At 61.4% G+C, this 18,512-nt stretch carries 13 protein-coding genes; 3 read left to right on the top strand and 10 right to left on the bottom strand.

Annotation, left to right across the window (positions count from 1 at the left end):
* Window positions 1-90: 90 nt before the first annotated feature.
* Window positions 91-924 (bottom strand): putative hydro-lyase, encoded by an 834-nt coding sequence (locus tag CQR48_RS06095; protein WP_101452538.1) that lies wholly within the window; start codon window positions 922-924, stop codon window positions 91-93.
* Window positions 925-1,199: 275 nt separating this feature from the next.
* Between CQR48_RS06095 and CQR48_RS06100 the strand changes: the two genes are divergently transcribed.
* Entirely contained in the window at window positions 1,200-2,171 is a 972-nt protein-coding gene (locus CQR48_RS06100; RefSeq protein WP_101452350.1) for an aminodeoxychorismate lyase, read from the top strand.
* 21 nt (window positions 2,172-2,192) lie between these two features.
* Here CQR48_RS06100 and dnaG read toward each other — a convergent pair whose 3' ends face one another.
* The 3 genes from dnaG to alr form a co-directional block, all read right to left on the bottom strand.
* Window positions 2,193-4,292 carry a DNA primase gene (gene dnaG, locus CQR48_RS06105; protein WP_033491914.1) on the bottom strand — a complete coding sequence of 700 codons (2,100 nt, stop codon included), beginning with the start codon at window positions 4,290-4,292 and terminating at the stop codon, window positions 2,193-2,195.
* Window positions 4,293-4,431: 139 nt separating this feature from the next.
* Entirely contained in the window at window positions 4,432-5,718 is a 1,287-nt protein-coding gene (locus CQR48_RS06110) for a deoxyguanosinetriphosphate triphosphohydrolase (RefSeq protein ID WP_101452351.1), read from the bottom strand.
* Between the two features lie 264 nt (window positions 5,719-5,982).
* Window positions 5,983-7,341: an alanine racemase gene (gene alr / locus CQR48_RS06115; protein ID WP_101452352.1), complete on the bottom strand. Its 1,359-nt coding sequence runs from the start codon at window positions 7,339-7,341 to the stop codon at window positions 5,983-5,985.
* Window positions 7,342-7,562: 221 nt separating this feature from the next.
* Between alr and CQR48_RS06120 the strand changes: the two genes are divergently transcribed.
* Window positions 7,563-9,077 carry an APC family permease gene (locus CQR48_RS06120; RefSeq protein WP_101452353.1) on the top strand — a complete coding sequence of 505 codons (1,515 nt, stop codon included), beginning with the start codon at window positions 7,563-7,565 and terminating at the stop codon, window positions 9,075-9,077.
* A 121-nt stretch (window positions 9,078-9,198) separates the two neighbouring features.
* On the opposite strand, the gene CQR48_RS06125 is transcribed toward CQR48_RS06120, so the two are convergent.
* From CQR48_RS06125 to CQR48_RS06150, 6 genes are all read right to left on the bottom strand, one after another.
* Window positions 9,199-9,684, bottom strand: coding sequence for a GNAT family N-acetyltransferase (locus CQR48_RS06125; protein ID WP_015450756.1), 486 nt, complete (start codon window positions 9,682-9,684; stop codon window positions 9,199-9,201).
* A gap of 222 nt (window positions 9,685-9,906) precedes the next feature.
* Window positions 9,907-10,413 carry an S-ribosylhomocysteine lyase gene (locus CQR48_RS06130; RefSeq protein ID WP_015450757.1) on the bottom strand — a complete coding sequence of 169 codons (507 nt, stop codon included), beginning with the start codon at window positions 10,411-10,413 and terminating at the stop codon, window positions 9,907-9,909.
* A 221-nt stretch (window positions 10,414-10,634) separates the two neighbouring features.
* On the bottom strand, window positions 10,635-11,153 hold the full coding sequence (locus tag CQR48_RS06135; RefSeq protein WP_101452539.1) for a ferritin: 519 nt from the start codon (window positions 11,151-11,153) through the stop codon (window positions 10,635-10,637).
* 191 nt (window positions 11,154-11,344) lie between these two features.
* On the bottom strand, window positions 11,345-13,390 hold the full coding sequence (locus CQR48_RS06140) for a RecQ family ATP-dependent DNA helicase (RefSeq protein ID WP_101452354.1): 2,046 nt from the start codon (window positions 13,388-13,390) through the stop codon (window positions 11,345-11,347).
* A gap of 368 nt (window positions 13,391-13,758) precedes the next feature.
* Window positions 13,759-14,949 (bottom strand): cystathionine gamma-synthase, encoded by a 1,191-nt coding sequence (locus CQR48_RS06145; protein WP_101452355.1) that lies wholly within the window; start codon window positions 14,947-14,949, stop codon window positions 13,759-13,761.
* A gap of 178 nt (window positions 14,950-15,127) precedes the next feature.
* Entirely contained in the window at window positions 15,128-16,138 is a 1,011-nt protein-coding gene (locus CQR48_RS06150) for a cystathionine beta-synthase (RefSeq protein WP_101452356.1), read from the bottom strand.
* Between the two features lie 577 nt (window positions 16,139-16,715).
* Between CQR48_RS06150 and CQR48_RS06155 the strand changes: the two genes are divergently transcribed.
* Window positions 16,716-18,479 carry a hypothetical protein gene (locus tag CQR48_RS06155; RefSeq protein ID WP_101452357.1) on the top strand — a complete coding sequence of 588 codons (1,764 nt, stop codon included), beginning with the start codon at window positions 16,716-16,718 and terminating at the stop codon, window positions 18,477-18,479.
* The last annotated feature ends 33 nt before the right edge of the window (window positions 18,480-18,512 follow it).

Here is an 18,512-nt window from a genome sequence, read left to right on the forward strand (position 1 = left end):
GTTCCCCGCTCCCGCTGTTTTCTGCTTTTCGATATCTCATATCTTCCGCATCGCACGCCATCGGTATTGATGTATTTGCACCGACGCGAGTCACACCATGAAACTGCGGTCGGGAATATCCGTGAGGAACATGTGCCCGGGCGCGTGCGTGATTGCGAACGACGGTTGCGACGCCATCACCGCCGCCTGCGGGGTCACCCCGCACGCCCAGAACACGGGGATGTCACCGTCCTTCATAATCGGCGGGTCCCCATAATCGGGGTGCTGCAAATCCGGAATCCCGATGCCTTCGGGCTCGCCCACCCATACGGGCGCCCCGTGAACGCTCGGATAGTAGCCAGAGATCCGCACGGCGTCCGCAATCCGGTCCGGTTGGATGCCGCGCATCGACACCACCATCGTCGAGCTGAACCGCCCCGCGGGCTTGCAAGGGATCGACGTGTCATACATCGGCACGTTACGTCCCGCCTCGATATGATGCACCGGAATACCGGCCTCCATCAACGGGAATTCGAAGGTGAAACTGCATCCAATCAGGAAGGTGACCAGATTGTCATGCTGTGCCCAGATATCGGTGATGTCGCTGCACGTGTCCACCAGCTTGCCGTGTTCCCACACGCGGTACAGCGGAATATCCGTGCGGATGTCACTGCCGGCGGCGATGGAGGGCTTGGGATTGCCGGGATCGAGGACTTCAAGGATTGGGCAGGGCTTGGGGTTGCGTTGGGTGAATAGCAGGAAATCAAACGCGTATTCACGCGGCAACGCGATCATATTCGCCTGGGCGAAACCGCGGGCGATGCCGCAGGTCGGGCGCACCACGCCGTGGCGGAACGCCTCACGCGCCTCTTGTGGCGCCGTATTCGCGTCCAGTACGGGCGCAATACCTTGCGTATTGTGTTCAACCGGCGCAACCCCGGACATCAACGAACCCATAGGAACCTCCCTTTCGTCCACACGCTAAGTTCGGCGCGTTAAACCCTGATTTCACGCAACAACGAGGAAGATCACCAACCTGTGACCAGCGGATTACGAGCATGCCCCGCCCGTGCGATCCGTGAAATACGCGCGGAATAACGTGAGGCTCGTTCAACGACTCGGTGGCTCAGCCACGACGCGTCGGCCGCGGGGCACACCGGCGGCAGGGCCGCGAGACCGCCAAGGCCATCACGGCAAGCAAACACGAGAGGAGTCATTCCATGAGCGCAGTCGTACTCGGGGTAGGAAACGCATCGGTATTGTTCAAGGGGTTGGATATCGGCGGCGGGGACGCGGTCACCATCATTGACGCGCATGATGATTGCGCTTCAGCCTTTGACTTGAGCGTATTGCGCGGCGACGGGATCTTCGAGGCGACCACGGTCTACAACGGATTCCCCGTATCCTTGGAAAACCATCTCAAACGGCTCGCCCATTCCGCCGCACTGGTGGATATGCCAGAACCTGATGTCGACGCGTTCACCGACGCCTGTCAAGGGGTGATCGACGCCTACGACGGGGCCGAAGAAGCGCCGATGCTCCGCATTCTCGTCTCGCGCGGGCTAGACCCGACCACGGGCATCGGGGTTGAAGCGGAACGTTCAGGCAACGGCCCATTGCTGCCGAGCGTGTGGATATTCCTTGACGGCGTGGGCGCCGGGCACAGCATCGAGCCGATTACCATGGCGACGCTCACCCGCGGATATCCGTCGGATATCACGTCGAAAGCGCCGTGGCTGCTCAACGGCGCGAAAACCCTGAGTTATGCGGTTAATCAGGCGATGCACCGGGAATGCGACCGCCGCGGGGTCGGCGACGCGGTCACCACCACAACCGACGGGTATACGTTGGAATGCCCCAACAGCAGCATCGTCGCACGATACGGGGATACGTACGTCACGCCCGACCCGCGCATCGGTATCCTCAACGGTACATCGCAACGCGAACTGTTCGCGTGGGCACTTGAGGAAGGCAAGCGGACCGCGTACCGCAAGCTGCCGGTTGACGAGCTGCGGGATGCGGACGCGTTGTATATGACGCACGGCGGCTGGGTGGTTCCGGTCAAGGAGCTGGACGGCAAGGCATATGCGGTGGATATGGACGAAATCCGTGCGATGAACGAGGCCATCCACAGCGGGCGCACGCATGATGACGCGCTGACAATCGGGCCGAGCGGGGAATACGACGCGTAAGGAGCGTCGTTCTGCCTCAGGCTACCCGACCGTGTTGTTGTACACCTGCGCCTGAAGGTCCTTGCGCGCGGTTTCAAGCGTGGTGATGCTGCCGAGCAGCGCGATTTTCTCCTCGCCGTCCGGCAGCTGGGCCATACGGCGTCTGGCCGCGCCGATTCTGCGCATGTAACCGATATCAAGCAGACGGGCCAACAGTTCGGACGCATACTGGCGCTCCCCCTGGGTCGGCTCCCGCAGCTGGACGTCGGCGACGCCGGGCGCTCCGGCGACACCGGCGCCTTGTCCCTCACCTGCACCAGGCGCCGACTGTTGGTTCGGCGGGGTCGGCAACGGCAACGGCATCACGGCAAGCTCGTCAATCACCGATTGGAGCATCGGGCCGCCCGCCTTGGTTAGATTGTGCATCCACAAGCCTTGCGGGGTGTCATCCGTCGGCAATCCGCCGGCAGCCGCAATCGCCTGGAACAGCGTGCGGAACACCGGGGTCATGAAATTTGCCAGAGTCAACTGGGCAAACCATTCGCGGTCGATCGCACGCGGAATCTGGATGAGCGTCGCCATGAACTGCTGCTCACAGATGAACACCGCGTCGTCGATGTGGAAATACGTCTGGTTGGCGGCATCGTGATGCTCAAGCTCCCGCCTGCGAGCCGGATTCGCGTACGGGTCATCGCGGTCAGCACGCTCCTCGATACGCACCTGCTGGCGTCGGCGGGGCGCGTAGGCGTCTTCGTCGCGCACGTTGTACTGCCGTCTGGCCTGCCTGACCTCGCGCTGCATGATATCAAGGTCGATGCCGATGCGCCGGGTCGCCTTGCGCGTGTACAAGTCAAGCAGCGAGCGGTCGCGGATCTGCGCAATCAGCGGTGCGGCGGCCTTGACCGCCCCCATCTGCCCGGTGGTGTACTGGGTGTCGAAGCGGTCGATCGCCGTGTCGATAACGAAATCGTAGAGCGGACGGGCGCTGTCAATCAGTGCGCGCACCGCCTCGTTGCCGCGCTGGATTCGCAGATCACACGGATCGAGATTGTCGTCGGCCACGGCGACGAAAGTCTGCGACAGGAATGAAGAATCCAACCCGAACGCGTGCAACGCGGCCTTCTGTCCTGCCGCGTCGCCGTCGAACGTGAAGACGACACGCGAACTGAGCGACTGCCCTTCGACCTTAAGCGGCCCGACCAGCTGGACGGCGCCCAGCGAATCGTCCGCAATCAAGCGGCGGATGATTTTCGCGTGTTCCGCGCCGAACGCGGTGCCGCATGTGGCGACCGCCGTGTCGATACCCGCCAGATGACAGGCCATGACATCCGTATACCCCTCGACAATCACCGCCTGGCGGTGCTTCACAATCGATGATTTCGCCAGGTCAATGCCGTAAAGCACCTGCGTTTTGCGGTACAGCTGCGTATCCGGCGTATTGATGTACTTCGCCGCGATGGTGTCGTCATCATACAGTTTGCGCGCGCCGAAGCCGAGCGTGCGACCGGTCGAATCGCGGATTGGCCATGTGGCCCGGCCTCGAAAATAGTCGTAAACGCCATGCTGGCCGCGACGGGCGAGTCCGGCATCCAGCATCTCCTGCTGGGTGAAGCCTTTGTCTGCCAAATGCCGCACGAGATTGTCCCAGCCTTGCGGGGCGTAGCCGCAGCCGAAGCGCTCGCAATCGGCCTGGCTGAAATTGCGTCCGCCGAGCAGTTTGCGTGCGGCGAGTGCCTCCTTGCTCATGATCTGCGAGGTGAAGAAGCGTTGGGCTTCCTCGTTCGCTTCAAGCAGACGCGCGCGTTTCGACCCAGTGTGTTCGCCTTGGCGTGAGCCTTGGTCGTAATGCAGTTCGATGTGGTATTTGTCGGCGAGCAATTCGACCGCCTCGCGGAAGTCGATGTTCTCCTGGTGCTCCACGAAGCCGAAAACGTCACCGCCCAGACCGCAACCAAAGCAGTGCCAGACGCCTAGGGACGGGCGGACATTGAAACTCGGGGTTTTTTCGTCATGGAAGGGGCACAGGCCGACATAGGTGCCGGTGCCCGAAGGCTTGAGCGTGACAGACGCGGATACGATATCGTACAAGTCCGCGGCGGCGCGCACCTTCTCAACGTCTTCTTTCTTGATCATCCCGGGCATAGGTTCCATGCTAGCCTGAGGGCTGTTCAGCGGCGTGCGCCGCCAGAGAACAGCGTGCCGTGCGACCGCGATGTCGCACTACAGGCAGATACCGCCGGCGCCGGCAGACCGCCGCGACACCGCGTGTCCGAGTCGGCGCTCAGCACAGAATCGAATGCAAGGTCGCCGCCGACCCGTCCGTCAGGCTCGCCACCTGGTCGATAGCCACGCGCAGCCGTTCGTCATCATTCGACGCCTGCCGCCAGTCATCGAGGAACACCGTCTCCAGAGCGTCGCTCGGCCTCGGCGAGTCAGCCATAAGCACATCCACCAAATCGGTGACAATTCGCTGCTCTTGCTCATGGAACGGCTCACGTTCGCGGGGAGCCATGACGAAATACACGGACATCCCCTTAAGCGCCAGAATCTCATAGCGTGTCCGGTCAGGCACCACCACATGCGCCGCGTACCGGGTCAACGGCCCGGTACCATACCGTTGCCGTGTGGCCGATTCCACCGATCCGGCGAAACGGCCGATCAACGCGCTGGTCATGTTCTTCAACTGCGTCAACGCCTGCCGGGAACCATCGAAACGAATCGGCAGAAGTTGTCCGTCACGCAGCCGGAGCACCGCCGCCAGCAGAAGGTCCGGGTCCCACTGCCGCCCATACCATGCGCGCGCCGATTCGACCACCCGGTCCACCGTGCGATTATCCGCGAGCGCCACCGGATTCAGTGTGCCGGTCGCAATCGCATCCTCAATATCATGCACGCTATAGGCGATGTCGTCAGATAGGTCCATCACTTGGCATTCCATCGGCGTACTGGCCTCGGGCGCCCCCTGCTTGAGCCAATGGAACACCGGCTCATCGTCTGGGTAGACGCCGAATTTCACGCTACGCTCCCCTTTAGGGTGAGCGGCCGCCTCGCGAAGCGTCCACGGGTATTTCACCGCGGCGTCCAATGCAGCGCGCGTCAGATTGACTCCGGCGGACCGCCCGTCGGGAAGGAATATTTTCGGCTCCAGTCGCGTCAGCAATCGCAAGGTCTGCGCGTTACCTTCGAATCCACCGATGTCTTTGGCGATTGCCGCCAACGCGCGTTCACCGTTGTGTCCGAATGGTGGATGCCCTAGGTCGTGTGCGAGGCACGCGCAATCGACAACGTCGGGATCGCAGCCGAGCAGAGCGCCGATTTGCCGGCCGATTTGCGCGACTTCGAGCGTATGCGTCAATCGCGTGCGAGCGAAATCGTCGGTTCCTGCGACCAGAATCTGGCTTTTACCGCCCAGCCTGCGCAGCGCGGACGAATGAATCAGTCTCGCCCGGTCGCGCTGGAACGCCGTGCGCGACGGGGATTTCGGCGGTTCAGGCGCCCAGCGCTCTTCGTCCGCCGCGCAATACCCTTCAGTGGTGAGCACACGTTCGCCGTCGGCTGTAGTCGTCATATCCGCCCTTTCCCGTCTCCCCGTCGCGCATTCCAGCGCTGACATTCCAGACGCATATCGCCGATTACGGTTCGACAACCCGCCGCAGACAGCGCCGACCAGCAGTCAATAGCCGCAGCAGCAGCCGACACAACCGACGACACCCCGCCGCCGAAGCACCCAAACAGTCAAGCAATCAAGTACTCAAGCGGTCAAGCGGGGCGGCCTGACAGGCGTCGCACGCCATGCCACCTGAAACCGCCTCGCTTCCCGCTTCGGCCCTGATTACAGGATGCTCGCCGGATCGAGTTTCGCCAAATCCTCAGGGGGCAGCACCTCGGGCGCGTGCAGATACAGGCGCGGGATGCGGTTGCGCAGGCAAGTGAAGATCTCGTAGCTGATGGTGTCCGCCGCGCGTGCCCAGTCGTCCGCGGTCGGTTCAGCGTAGTCCTCTCCCCTGCCCGGACCGAATAGTTCAACGGTGTCGCCCTCATGGACGCCCATTTCCGCCGCGCTGCCGTGCAGGTCGAGGATGAACTGGTCCATGCACACACGCCCGGAGACGCGCAACAGCTTCGGCCCTTGTCCGGTCATGACACGCACCGGGCCGCCAAGCTTGGTGATGTGTTTGGCGCCTTGCATATCGAATCCGGATGCGGAACGGTGAATGCCGTCAGCGTATCCGACCGGCACGATCGCGGTGCTCGTGGCCTGCGGCGTCAGATAGGTGCGGCCGTAGGAGATGCCGTGACCGGATTCCACGTCCTTGACCGTGCCAAGCTGCGCCTGCAGAGTCATGGCCGGCTTCAAACGGTAGGTCTGCGGCGTGCCCATCGCCGGATCGGGCTCATAGCCGTACAGGCCGACGCCCGGCCGGGTGAGTTCGAAATGGATCTGCGGGCGGTCGAGCGTGGCTGCGGTATTGGCCAGATGTCTGATTTTCGGCGCGATTCCAGCTGCGCACATCCGCTGAGTGAACTCGTTGAAGGTGGCGACCTGCTGGTCGGTCGCGTCGACGAATTCCGGAACATCCGGCGAATCGGCGACCGCCAGGTGGCTCCACTGGCCGATGATATCGAGCACACCTTCCTTGGCAAGCGGCACCAGCTTATCGAGCGCCGCGCCGAAGCCCTGCGGAGTGAAGCCATTGCGGCCAAACCCGGAATCGACTTTCACATGGACGCGCGCCGGACGCCCCACCTTACGTGCGGCCGCGGCGAGCGCATCGATGCCAGCGAGAGAGCCGACAGAAACGTCGATATCGTTGGCGATCAGCTCATCGAACGGGACCTGCGTGCCGTTGTACACCCACGTAAGAATGTGGCAACGGTCCGGGCCGATTCCGGCCTTGCGCAGCAGCAGCGCCTCATGCGATTGCGCGGTGCCGAGCCATGTGGCGCCTCCCGCGAGCGCGGCGAGGGCGGACGGAATCAACCCATGCCCGTACGCATCCGCCTTGACGACGCCCATCACCGCGGTGCCGGACTGGGGGCCACCGACCACGGACACCAAATGCCTCATATTGTCGCGCATCGCCGCGAGGTCGACGATCGCCTGCGCCGGATATTGACGCAACGCGGCCTGATAATTCGCCTCGCCCTGCGCTGAGGAAAACTGCCATGCTGGAACTGCACTCAAAGTCATGCTCCCATTGTTGCGCAGGGAGGTAACATTCGTCGCACGCGTTTCCTCCCCGGCGGTTCCCTGTCCACATCGTGGAACCCTTCGCGTCATCGCCCCGGCGCGTCGGGCGCGACGGTTATAAAAGAGAAGGCAATGCGAATCATGGGGAATTCTGTTTCCCCGCCCCGATTCCGGATCATTCGTCGCGGCGCCTGTCCCGTCGCGTTATCGGAAGAGAATTCATGAACCTGCTACGTAAGAAATCCGTCGAAAGCATGGTCGCGCAGGCCACGCCGCTCAAACGGACGCTGAAAACCTTCGATTTGACGATGCTCGGCATCGGCGCGATTATCGGCACCGGCATCTTCGTGCTCACCGGCAAGGGAGCGCTGACCGCCGGCCCGGCATTGTGTGTGTCCTTCCTGCTGGCCGCGGTATGCTGCGGGTTCGCCGGCCTGTGCTACGCAGAATTCGCATCGATGGTGCCAGTCAGCGGTTCCGCCTACTCGTACGCGTATGTGGCGTTCGGCGAAATCATCGCCTTCATGATTGGTTGGGATCTGATTCTTGAATACGCACTCCAGGCGGCGACCGTCTCCGCCGGATGGAGCGGGTATTTCAACAAGCTCTTGGAAGGCTTCGGCATCCACCTGCCGGTCGAACTGACCGCGGCATACGGCACCACGCCGGGGGTCACAACCTATTTCAACCTGCCCGGATTCATTGTCGTGCTGCTGATCACGTGGGTGCTGTCCATCGGTATCAACCAGACGAAACGCACGAACGACATCATGGTGATGATCAAACTCGCAATCATCGTGCTGTTCATCGTATGCACGGTGTGGTATGTCAACCCGGCGAACTGGAAACCGTTCTCCCCGTACGGCTGGTACACCTTCCAGCCGGGTTCGACCAAGCCGATGGGCATCATTCCCGCGGCTTCAATCGTGTTCTTCAGCTTCATCGGCTTTGACGCAGTGTCCTCGTCCGCGGAGGAAACGGTCGAACCGAACAAGACCCTGCCGCGCGGCATCCTGTATTCGCTAATCATCTCGACCGTGCTGTATGTCATCATGACGCTTATCATGACAGGCATCGTCAAATACCCTGAATTCGCGAAGTTTGTGGACGCCCCGGTCGCCGGCGTGATTCTCGCCACCGGGCTCAACTGGCTCGCCTTCGTTGTAAATCTGGGCGCGCTGATCGGCATGACCACGGTGATGCTCGTCCAGCTGTACGGCCAGTCGCGCATCTGCTATGCGATGAGCCGTGACGGCCTGTTCCCGAAGTTCTTCGGCGAGGTCAACAAGAAGTACCACACGCCGTTCAAGGGCACGTGGTTCTTCGGCATTCTCACGGCGATCGCCGGCGGGTTCATCAACATCAACATCCTGTTCGAACTGGTGAATATCGGCACGCTGTCCGCGTTCATCATCGTGTCGGCGGGCGTGCTGTGGATGCGCAAGACCCAGCCGGACGCCCATCGCGGCTTCCGCGCCCCTGGTGTTCCGGTCACGCCGATCCTGGCGATTGTGTTCTGCTGCGTCCTGATCGCCGGCCTCAATTGGGAGACTTGGGTGCGGTTCGTGGTCTGGTTCGCACTCGGTTTGATCGTGTATTTCGCGTACGGCCGCAAGCACTCGAAGCTCGGTGTGGCGGAAGGCGGCGTTTCGGCGGCGCAGTCCGGTATTGCCGGCGGCGATCAGGCCAGTGACAACGCCGATGCCCCCGACAGCTTGGTGTCCTTCGAATCCTAAGATCCTGCCGGTATTGCAAATTGCGTTGAATTCAGCGCCACACCAGATACCGTTATGCCGCCGGTTGCTTCTCCGCAATCGGCGGCATCGTATTATCGCCTACCGGCCAGCATTCAGCCGTTCACCATTCGTGGCGCTGGTAGGCAATCCGCGTGGTGTCGGTCGGCCGGTCGATGAGCTGGATCAGCCCACACCGCGTGAACCCACAGGTTTCAAGAACGTGCTGCATGGCTTTGTTGTTCGGATGGGTGTCCGCACGAACGTTGCCGTACTGTTTGAGCGCCCATTCCAGGCATTCCCGCGCCGCATGGCGGATCAGACCGGACGAAGCGATGCGGTGGATGGTCACGTAGGCATCATCGTCAAGCCACTGCCCATCGATGGTCTGATAGGTCGGGTCTTCGCCCGTACAAGCCGCAAATTGCGCGAGAATCCGCTCATTGGCGCCGCTGCCGTCAACCAGCAGGATGCTGCGATGACGCATGATATCATCCTGCACGACTTCCGGCTTCGGGAAGGTATGCCCCCATTGGGTGGGGTTCCCATTGCGGGCCATCAGCTCACGGGCGCGCTCGTAGTTCTGCTCCATCACCGGAAAATCGCGCATGGTGGCGTGCCTAAATCGCCGTGCAACCATATTGTCTGTCTCCTGCCGTAGATAACCTGCTCCACCCTACCACGGCAAGTACCACAGCATCTGTGGCACGGCGCGCACATCGCAAGGCAAACGAATCCAGCGCCCCGGCTGATAGCACGACGGCGGGGTGCGTCACCGTCCGTGAAGCACCCCGCCGTTACCGTACACGTATTGCGACGCGAATCGCCGCGCTCAGACCACCTTGCGTTCGAACGGATCGGAGCTGATGCCCTTCGCCAAGATGTCCTTGCACCATTCCTTCGCGGTGAACAGGCTGTGGTCACGGTAGTTGCCGCAGCTTTCGATCGTGGTCGCCGGCACATCGTCCCAAGTTGCCTTGTAGGCGATGAATTCCAAGGATTCCTTGAGCGCACGCGCAACATCCTCCGTGCTGTGCGTGCCCCAGGTCAGCAGATGGAATCCGGTACGGCAGCCGAACGGCGAGCAGTCGATATACCCCGGGATGCGTTCGCGCAGCAGCACCGCGATGGTGTGCTCGATGGTGTGCAGACCGGCGGTCGGAATGGCGTTCTCATTGGGCTGGACCAGCCGCAGGTCGTAATTCGAGATCACATCGCCGTTCGGTCCGGTTTCGGTGTCGATGTAGCGCACGTACGGCGCCTTCACCTTCGTGTGATCAAGCTGGAAGCTTTCGACAACCGGCTTGCCGTCCTGCGTGGGCTTGGATTCATCGCTCATAGTACCTCCTCGATGCCGGGGTGGCCTGCGTTGCACACGGCGGACCACCCGCTTTCGATGCCTAGTCTAGCCCGCCCGGATGTATGCCGCCGCGGGCGAGAGCGTATAGGACATAGAAAAAAGCTATGCCCGGCTAGCGCGGCGCGGACGGCATGCGCTTCGGCGGCGGATTTTGCTGGCAGCAGCCGGCTCGACGAGAGGCGCTGCGCTGCTCAAACCGGTCAAAAGATGTCCACGTGCAGCGACGGGGCCTTCCAACGACGGCCTTTCAGCTCGGTGTCCAGCGCTTCGAGCGTCCCGTCGGCGACAGCCTTGTCGTACCGCTCGATCATCGAGGTCGCGTTCTCCTCTTCCTCGACCTGCTCTTTGACGAACCAATCGAGGAACTTCGCGCTGTCTGTGTCCCCGGCCGCCTCTGTGGCATCGTGCAGCGTATGGATCAGCCCGGTGACATACTGTTCATGAGCGAGCGCGAAATGCAGCGGATCGGCATCGTCTGTAATGGTTTTGTCGGGTTTTGCAATCGGCAGCAGCTCAATGGTTTCGCCGCGCTTGAGCATCCATGCGCGCATAAGCATCGCATGGTCGCGTTCCTCCTGCACCTGCACGTCGTACCAGTTGCCGAAGCCGTGCAGGCCACGATTGTGATAATAATCCGTGAAATCCATATACAGATAGGCGGAATAGAGCTCCTTGTTGAACTGGTCGTTGAGCAGTTCCCTGAGATGACGGTCCATCATGTCAGCCTCCTTGCTTTTCGGGCGTGCGTTGGGCCCCGATCGTGCGTACGTGCAGGCGGAATAACGCAATGGCCATATTCCGCGGCACCCGCCGGTACCGGTGTCGTCTTCGCCGTCGCTATCGTCTTCAATGACGACACGGTCCATGCTATCGCCGCCGAGCCGCAGGGTGTGGGAGGCTCGCCGGCGTGTCACGACCGATCTTGCGTGATGGCTTCCATGAACTTCGCACCATACTGGCGCAACTTGTTCTCCCCCACCCCGCTGACTTCAAGGAATTCCTGATCATTGGAAGGTTTGAGCCGAACCATGTCACGCAACGAACGGTCGGAGAACACGATATACGGCGGCTTGCCGATTTCCTGCGCGATGCTGCGGCGCAAGGCGCGCAACCGTTGGAACAGCTGTTCGTCCGCCTCGGTGAATTCCGCGGCATCCTGCGCTTGCATGGCCGTAGCGCCCTGGCCGAGCGCGCCGCCAGTCGCACCCGCAGCACGCGAACGCCCACTCGTTTGCCGTTGGATACGCTTGATTTCGTAATGAAAATCAGGGGCGACTGTCTGCGCTGCGAGCGGCCCGAATTGGACGATAGGTAACCGGCCTTCGGTGATCGCGAGGAAACCGTCAACGCTCATCTGGTTGAGCACATCGCGGATCCGCGCTTCGGGGACACTGCCCAGCATGCCGTAGCTCGGCACCTTATCGAGGCCGCGATTGAGCAAATCCTGGGCCTTGGAACCACGCAGGACCGCCACGATCTTGCCCATGCCGTAGCTCTGCCCCAAATCGTGGACGCACCGGCTGATCGCCCGCGCGGTGTCCGTAACGTCGAGTGTCTCGAAATTGCCTTCGCAGTTCGAGCAGTTCCCGCATTTTGCGGTCGGGCCCTCCGGCTGAGCCGGACCGTTGGACGCAATCAAGTTTGCCGGCCCCTGCTCGGTTTCGGGGTCGGCGAAATACCTGACCATATAGTCATGCAGGCAGTGCGTGGTGCGGCAGTAGCCAATCATCCCATCCAACAGGCGACGTTTCGAGGCACGGACGATTTGCTGCTCCTCAGGGTCGAGGCGCTCGTTGTCACCGTTCAAGTCAAGCAGACGCCGGCGGGTGACGATATCGCTGTCATTCCACAGGAGCGTGCACCGACTGGGTTCGCCGTCACGCCCGGCGCGACCGGCCTCTTGATAGTATGCTTCGATGCTTTCGGGCATATTGTGGTGAATCACATAACGCACGTCGGATTTGTCGATGCCCATACCGAACGCGTTCGTGGCCACGACGACCGGCACGCGGTCGGTGACGAAATCCCGCTGAGTGCGCGACCGGTCTTCCGGCGCCATGCCACCATGGTAGGCAGCGGCAATCGGGCCGTCCGACAAGCCTGCTGGGGCCTCCGCGTCGCCATGTGTTCCGGATGCCGCCATGAGGCTTGGAACCGCATGGTTGAGCGCGGCTGCCACCGCTTCGGTCTCCTTGCGAGTGGCACAGTACACGATGCCGGATTCTCCGGGGTGCGTCGCCACGTATTGCGCAATCCATGCGGTTTTGCGTTTGGTTTCCATCCGGATGACGTCGAAATAGAGGTTTGGACGGTCGAATCCAGTGACGGTGACCAACGGGTTACGCAGATGAATCAGCGAAACGATGTCGCGACGCACTTTGCCTGTTGCGGTCGCGGTGAACGCGGCGACAATCGGTCTAACCGGAAGCGCGTCGATGAACTCGCCAATACCCAAGTATGAAGAGCGGAAATCCTGCCCCCACTGCGAAACGCAATGCGCCTCGTCCACCGTGACCAGCGAGATGCGCGCGTGTACGGCAAAATCGCGGAATCGCCCGGTTTCCAAACGTTCCGGGGCAACATACAGCATGCGAATCTTGCCTTGGGCAGCTTGGGTGAGCACGGCGTCCTGCTCGTCAGGGCTTTGCGTGGTGTTGACGTACGCCGCGGGAATGCCCGCGTCTTGGAGCGCATCCACTTGGTCGCGCATCAGGGAAATCAATGGGGAGATGACGATGGTCAGGCCCGGCAGCAGGGTGGCGGGGATCTGGTAGCAGATGGATTTTCCCGCGCCGGTGGGCATGACTCCGAGTACGTCACGGCGTTGAAGGATTGCGGTGACGAGTCCGGATTGGCCGGGACGGAACGAATCGTAGCCGAAATACTGTTTCAGCGCGGCGAGCGCCGACGCCGGTGCAGGCGTTTCGCCTCCCGTGTTCCCGCGAGAGTTGCCCATCATTCTTGACACACCTGTCGAAGCTGCCATACCCGTCGAATCTGCCATACCCGTCGCGCGCGTGATGCCTATCGCCGAATTCCCTGCCGTCATATCCCCCGAGTCTATCCTGCGCGACGGAACTGGCGACTTTTCTGCCCGTCGTGCGCCCACGCAGCCGCACCGCGGGCAGATAGCCGGCTTCAAGCCACCGACCGACAACACCACCGGCGCCCCCCACGACGGCAACAAAGAACGACCGGCAAGCAACAACGATGGGCGTCCGGAGCGCCATCATCGCTCCGGACGCCCATCATCACGTCCCCCTGACGGATGCCGACGCCCAAGTATCCGGCATCCATCCAGCTTCTTCTTATTTTCTCTTCCGGTCAGGCCTGCTCAAGCGCCTGATCGAGGTCGGCAATCAGATCATCTGCATCCTCAATGCCCACGGACAGACGCACCAAGTTCGCCGGAACCTCAAGCGTCGTCCCGGACACCGAGGCGTGGGTCATGGCCGCCGGTAGCTCGATCAGGGATTCCACGCCGCCAAGCGATTCAGCGAGCGTGAAGATCTTCGTAGCCGCGGCGAACCGCTTGGCCGCCTCAAGCCCGCCCTTGAACTGGACGGAAACCATGCCGCCGAAGCCGCCGTGCATCTGGCGCGCGGCGATTTCATGACCCGGATGCGATTCGAGACCCGGATACCACACGCGTTCGATCTGCGGCTTGCCTTCGAACCACTCGGCCACCTTGAGCGCGTTGCGGCTATGCTGCTTGACGCGCAAATCCAGCGTCTTCAGGCCGCGGATGTCAAGCCAGGAATCAAACGGGGAAGGCACAGCGCCCGCGGAATTCTGCAGGAATCCGACCTTGTCGCGAAGCTCCTCGTCGTTGAGCACGACCGCGCCGCCGACCACGTCGGAATGGCCGCCGATGTACTTGGTCGTCGAGTAGACCACCACGTCGGCGCCATCATCGAGCGGATGCTGCAGCACCGGGGATGCGAAGGTGTTGTCCACCGCGACCTTCGTGCCGTGCGCATGCGCGACCGCGGACGTCGCCGCGATATCGGTGATGTTGAGCAGCGGGTTGCTCGGCGTCTCCACCCAAATCCACTCGTAATGCTTGGATTCAAGCGCGGCGCTCACCGCCGAGGTGTCGGTGATATCGACCACGTCAAGATTCACACCCCACGGCACGAACACCTTGGACAGCAAACGGTAGGTGCCGCCGTACACATCATTGCCCAGCAGAACGCTGTCGCCGGGCTTCAAGGTGGAGCGCAGCAGCACGTCGATCGCCGCCAGGCCGGATGAGAAGGCGAGCGCATACTTGGCGCCTTCGATGGCTGCGAGCTGGGCGTCGAAGGAATCACGCGTCGGGTTGATGGAACGGCTGTAATCGTAGCCGTTGCGCAGACCGCCGACACCATCCTGCTTGAAGGTCGAGGTCATGTAAATCGGCGTGACGACGGCGCCGGTGATCGGGTCAGGCTCCTGGCCGGCGTGGATGGCGCGCGTGGCGAGCTTGGTTGCGGCGAAATCCTTGGCGGACTGTTCGAATGATGCGACGGACATGATTGTTGTTCCTTTCATACGCTGATTTCGAGCGTATCTGGTTGTGCGGGGTTTGTCCCGCGTGTCGGTATCGGTTTTGGTGATGACGGGTTGGTATCGGATGTAGGGTTGATTGTCGGACCGCTGATGTGCGGGCGAAATCAGGCTGAATCAATCGTGCGGAATCACGCGAGCGGAATCACAGGTATTGCTCGGCGATGGACGGGCTGCTGGTACGGTCGACAACGTCGCCGTAGCCGTTGGCTCGCATCCAGTCGTCGTTGAAAATCTTCTCCAAATAGCTGCGTCCGGAATCCGGCAGCAGCACGACGACCAGCTGATGTTCGTCCAGATTGTTCTCACGCGCGTATTTGAGTGCTCCGGCGACCGCCATGCCGGAGGAACCGCCGACCAGCAGGCCTTCCTCCTTGGCGAGGCGACGGGTCATCTCGAAGGCCTCGGCGTCGGTGACCTGCTTGATGTCGTCGGTGATGTTGCGATCGAAGGCCTCGGGGTAGAAGTCCTCGCCAACACCCTCGATATTGTACTGGTGGACGTCATTCGGGTTGGAGTAGATGGAGCCTTCCGGATCGGCACCAATGACCTTGACGGCCCCGTTGGAGACTTCCTTGAGGTAGCGGCCGGTGCCGGAAATCGTACCTCCCGTGCCGATGCCGGCGACAAAATGCGTGACCTTGTGGTCAGTCGCTTCCCAGATTTCCGGGCCGGTGGTCTCATAGTGACTGCGCGGGCCATTCGGGTTGCTGTACTGATTCGGCTTGAACGCGCCGGGGATGGTGGCGGCGAGTCGGTCGGACACGTTGTAGTAAGAACGCGGGTCGTCCGGCTCGACGTTGGTGGGGGTGACAACGACTTCGGCGCCATACGCCCGCAACACTGCGCGCTTGGACTCGGACACCTTGTCCGGCACGACGAAAATCGTGCGATAGCCGCGCTGCTGGGCGACCAAGGCGAGGCCGACACCCGTGTTGCCGCTGGTCGGTTCCACGATTACACCACCCGGCTTGAGTTGACCGGATTCCTCCGCAGCGGTGATGATGCGCTCGGCAATGCGGTCCTTGGATGAGCCGCCCGGGTTGAAATACTCGACTTTGACGACGATGTCCGCTTTCACGCCATCGGTGACGTGGTGCAGACGGACAAGAGGGGTGTTGCCGATGAGGTCGGTGAGTGAATCGTGGATGGTCATGATGTCTCGTTTCTGTGCTTGTGCTTTGTGTCTTGCTTTGTGATGGGCTGACCGATGGATGGGTCGGCGGTGTGGTGCCTGGCCATCGGTTGAGTGCACAAGAAACGATTCCGGCAAGACGTGATATCGGTTGTTCCGACCACATCGATTCGGGTAACTGCCCGGCAAATCGCCGGTTCATCGTGATTGCGTCACAATCCAGCGTAGACGATGTTCATGATGGTTATTCATCTTGCTGTAATCGTGTGCAGATCCGCATGCCCTTCCATGTGGTCTGCCGGAATCCTATCTCAAGTTGTGCGTTGTCAACCGTTCGCCAAGGGGCGTCGGTTAGCGACAACAACAACATGAGAAATACGTCATGGCTCTTACCGTAGCACGCCCCCTGACAACGGCGTATCACAGCATCTCATATCGTGAGACGGCTTTTCGATTGCCCGGAACTTGCAACGAGACGCTTTTGCCTTGTCTCGAGGTTCATCCACCCTCGGCCGGCGTGGGCCCCGACCCGCTTCGGCAACCGCTTTACCGCCGCGACTTTCGTCAACCCCGCGTGTCCCTGAGATACAGTGGAGTCATGCACAGCACCGCCACCGATCGCACGGGCGCCCCGACGTTCGCAAGCGACACCGCCGCAACAACAACCATCAAGCGCGCCAGGTCGCACACCCGGCACCGCATTCTCCGCATTCTTCGCCCGGATTGGCTGCCATTCGCGATTGTGTGGGCCCTCGCCTCGGTCATCATCGTGCTGCTCACCATATCGACCCACCCTGTTGACGCCACATACCAGTTGCATTACGCCGACGGAACCTTCCTCGTGGATCGGGCGCAGTATCAGCGGCTCGCTGACGCGTTCCTCCACGGCAGAACATGGCTTGATGTCCATGTGCCCGACTGGCTCGCGGCCATGGACAATCCGTACGACGCGCAGGCCAGAGGTGCGGAGGGCACGGCGAGCGGCGACCCATCGCTATGGGATTGGGCGTTCTATCACGGCCGCTATTACTGCTATTTCGGACCACTCCCAGCAATCGTGCTGTTCGCCCCATACAAAGCACTGACCGGAATGGATCTGTCGACCGCCGCCGCGTGCGCAATCCTGGCAATCGCCGCTTGCGCATCACTGATCTTCCTGGTGCAGACCCTGTGGAAACGGTTCTGGAAGGGGACGCCACGCTGGTTCGTCGTGCTGGCGTGCACCGCAATCATTGCGGCATCGGGACTGTCCTATCTCGTCCTCGTCCCGTGGTTCTACTCGATTCCGATCCTCGCCTCGCTGGCTCTGGCACCCGCGGGAATCGCGCTGTGGGCACGGTCCGCTGACGATATCGGCTCGGTTCCCCGAACCGGGATGGTCGCTGCGGGATCGCTACTCGTCGCACTCACCATGATGTGCAGACCGACATTTATTCTGACAGCGGTCTTCGGTCTTATCTTGCTATGGCCGCAAATCAGGTCGCGCGAAATGCTTGCCGTTCGGTCACGACACGCGATTCAAGCCAGTCTTGCGGCAATCGTGCCGTTCCTTCTAGTCGGTGGCGTCATGATGCGGTACAACGCCGCCCGATTTGGCAATCCGCTCGATTTCGGTACTGCCTATAATCTGACCGGCTTCGATATGACGCAACGCCACGTCAGCCCGCAAGCCCGGCTGTTCAGTGCCGCTCTGCTGCTGTTTGCCCCGATCAGATTCACCCGTGAGTTCCCGTTCACCGCGGATGTCTTCGCCACGGGTGCCGGGAATCCTTGGGCGTTTCTGATTCATAACAGAGACGTCATCGCGGAGCCGACGGTGGGAGGTATCGTTGCGTTGTCGCCGATCTGCCTGCTCGCGCTGCCAGCGGTCATCTGGCTCATCGTCTCGTGCTTCTCACGCGGCTCGCATGCCTCGAGCGACACGGGCGGCTTGCACAAGCGGACGGAAGAAGTCGAGACGACGGGGGTGCCGTCTGGAACACAATCAGGGATGTCGTCGGCAGTATCGCTGGAAAAGTCGCACGAAATGACGCGAGGAATGTCAAGGTCATGCGCAATTGGCATCACGTGTCTGCTGCTTGTCGGTGTCATAGCGTGTATTGACGGACCGTTCGGCGTCAACGCACGATATATGTGCGATATGGCATGGCTGGCGGTCATTGGCACCATGTGTTTGCTGATGCCAGTGGAAGCGGCAAGTCGAATAAGGGGACGCCGCTGGCTGACCGTTACGATTGTGGTCTTCCTCGTGCTTGGGCTCGCGCTGCAAGCGCTTTGGCTGATGACAACCGGGCGACTCGAAGCTTGGAATGTCTCGAATCCGACGCTATACGCGTGGCTGCAGGGAGTGCTCACGCGCTGATCGCGTCTGCCGCCGCAGGTGTTACTCCGACTT

The sequence above is a fragment of the Bifidobacterium thermophilum genome (genome assembly GCF_002846655.1).
In the GTDB taxonomy this organism is placed as follows: domain Bacteria; phylum Actinomycetota; class Actinomycetes; order Actinomycetales; family Bifidobacteriaceae; genus Bifidobacterium; species Bifidobacterium thermophilum.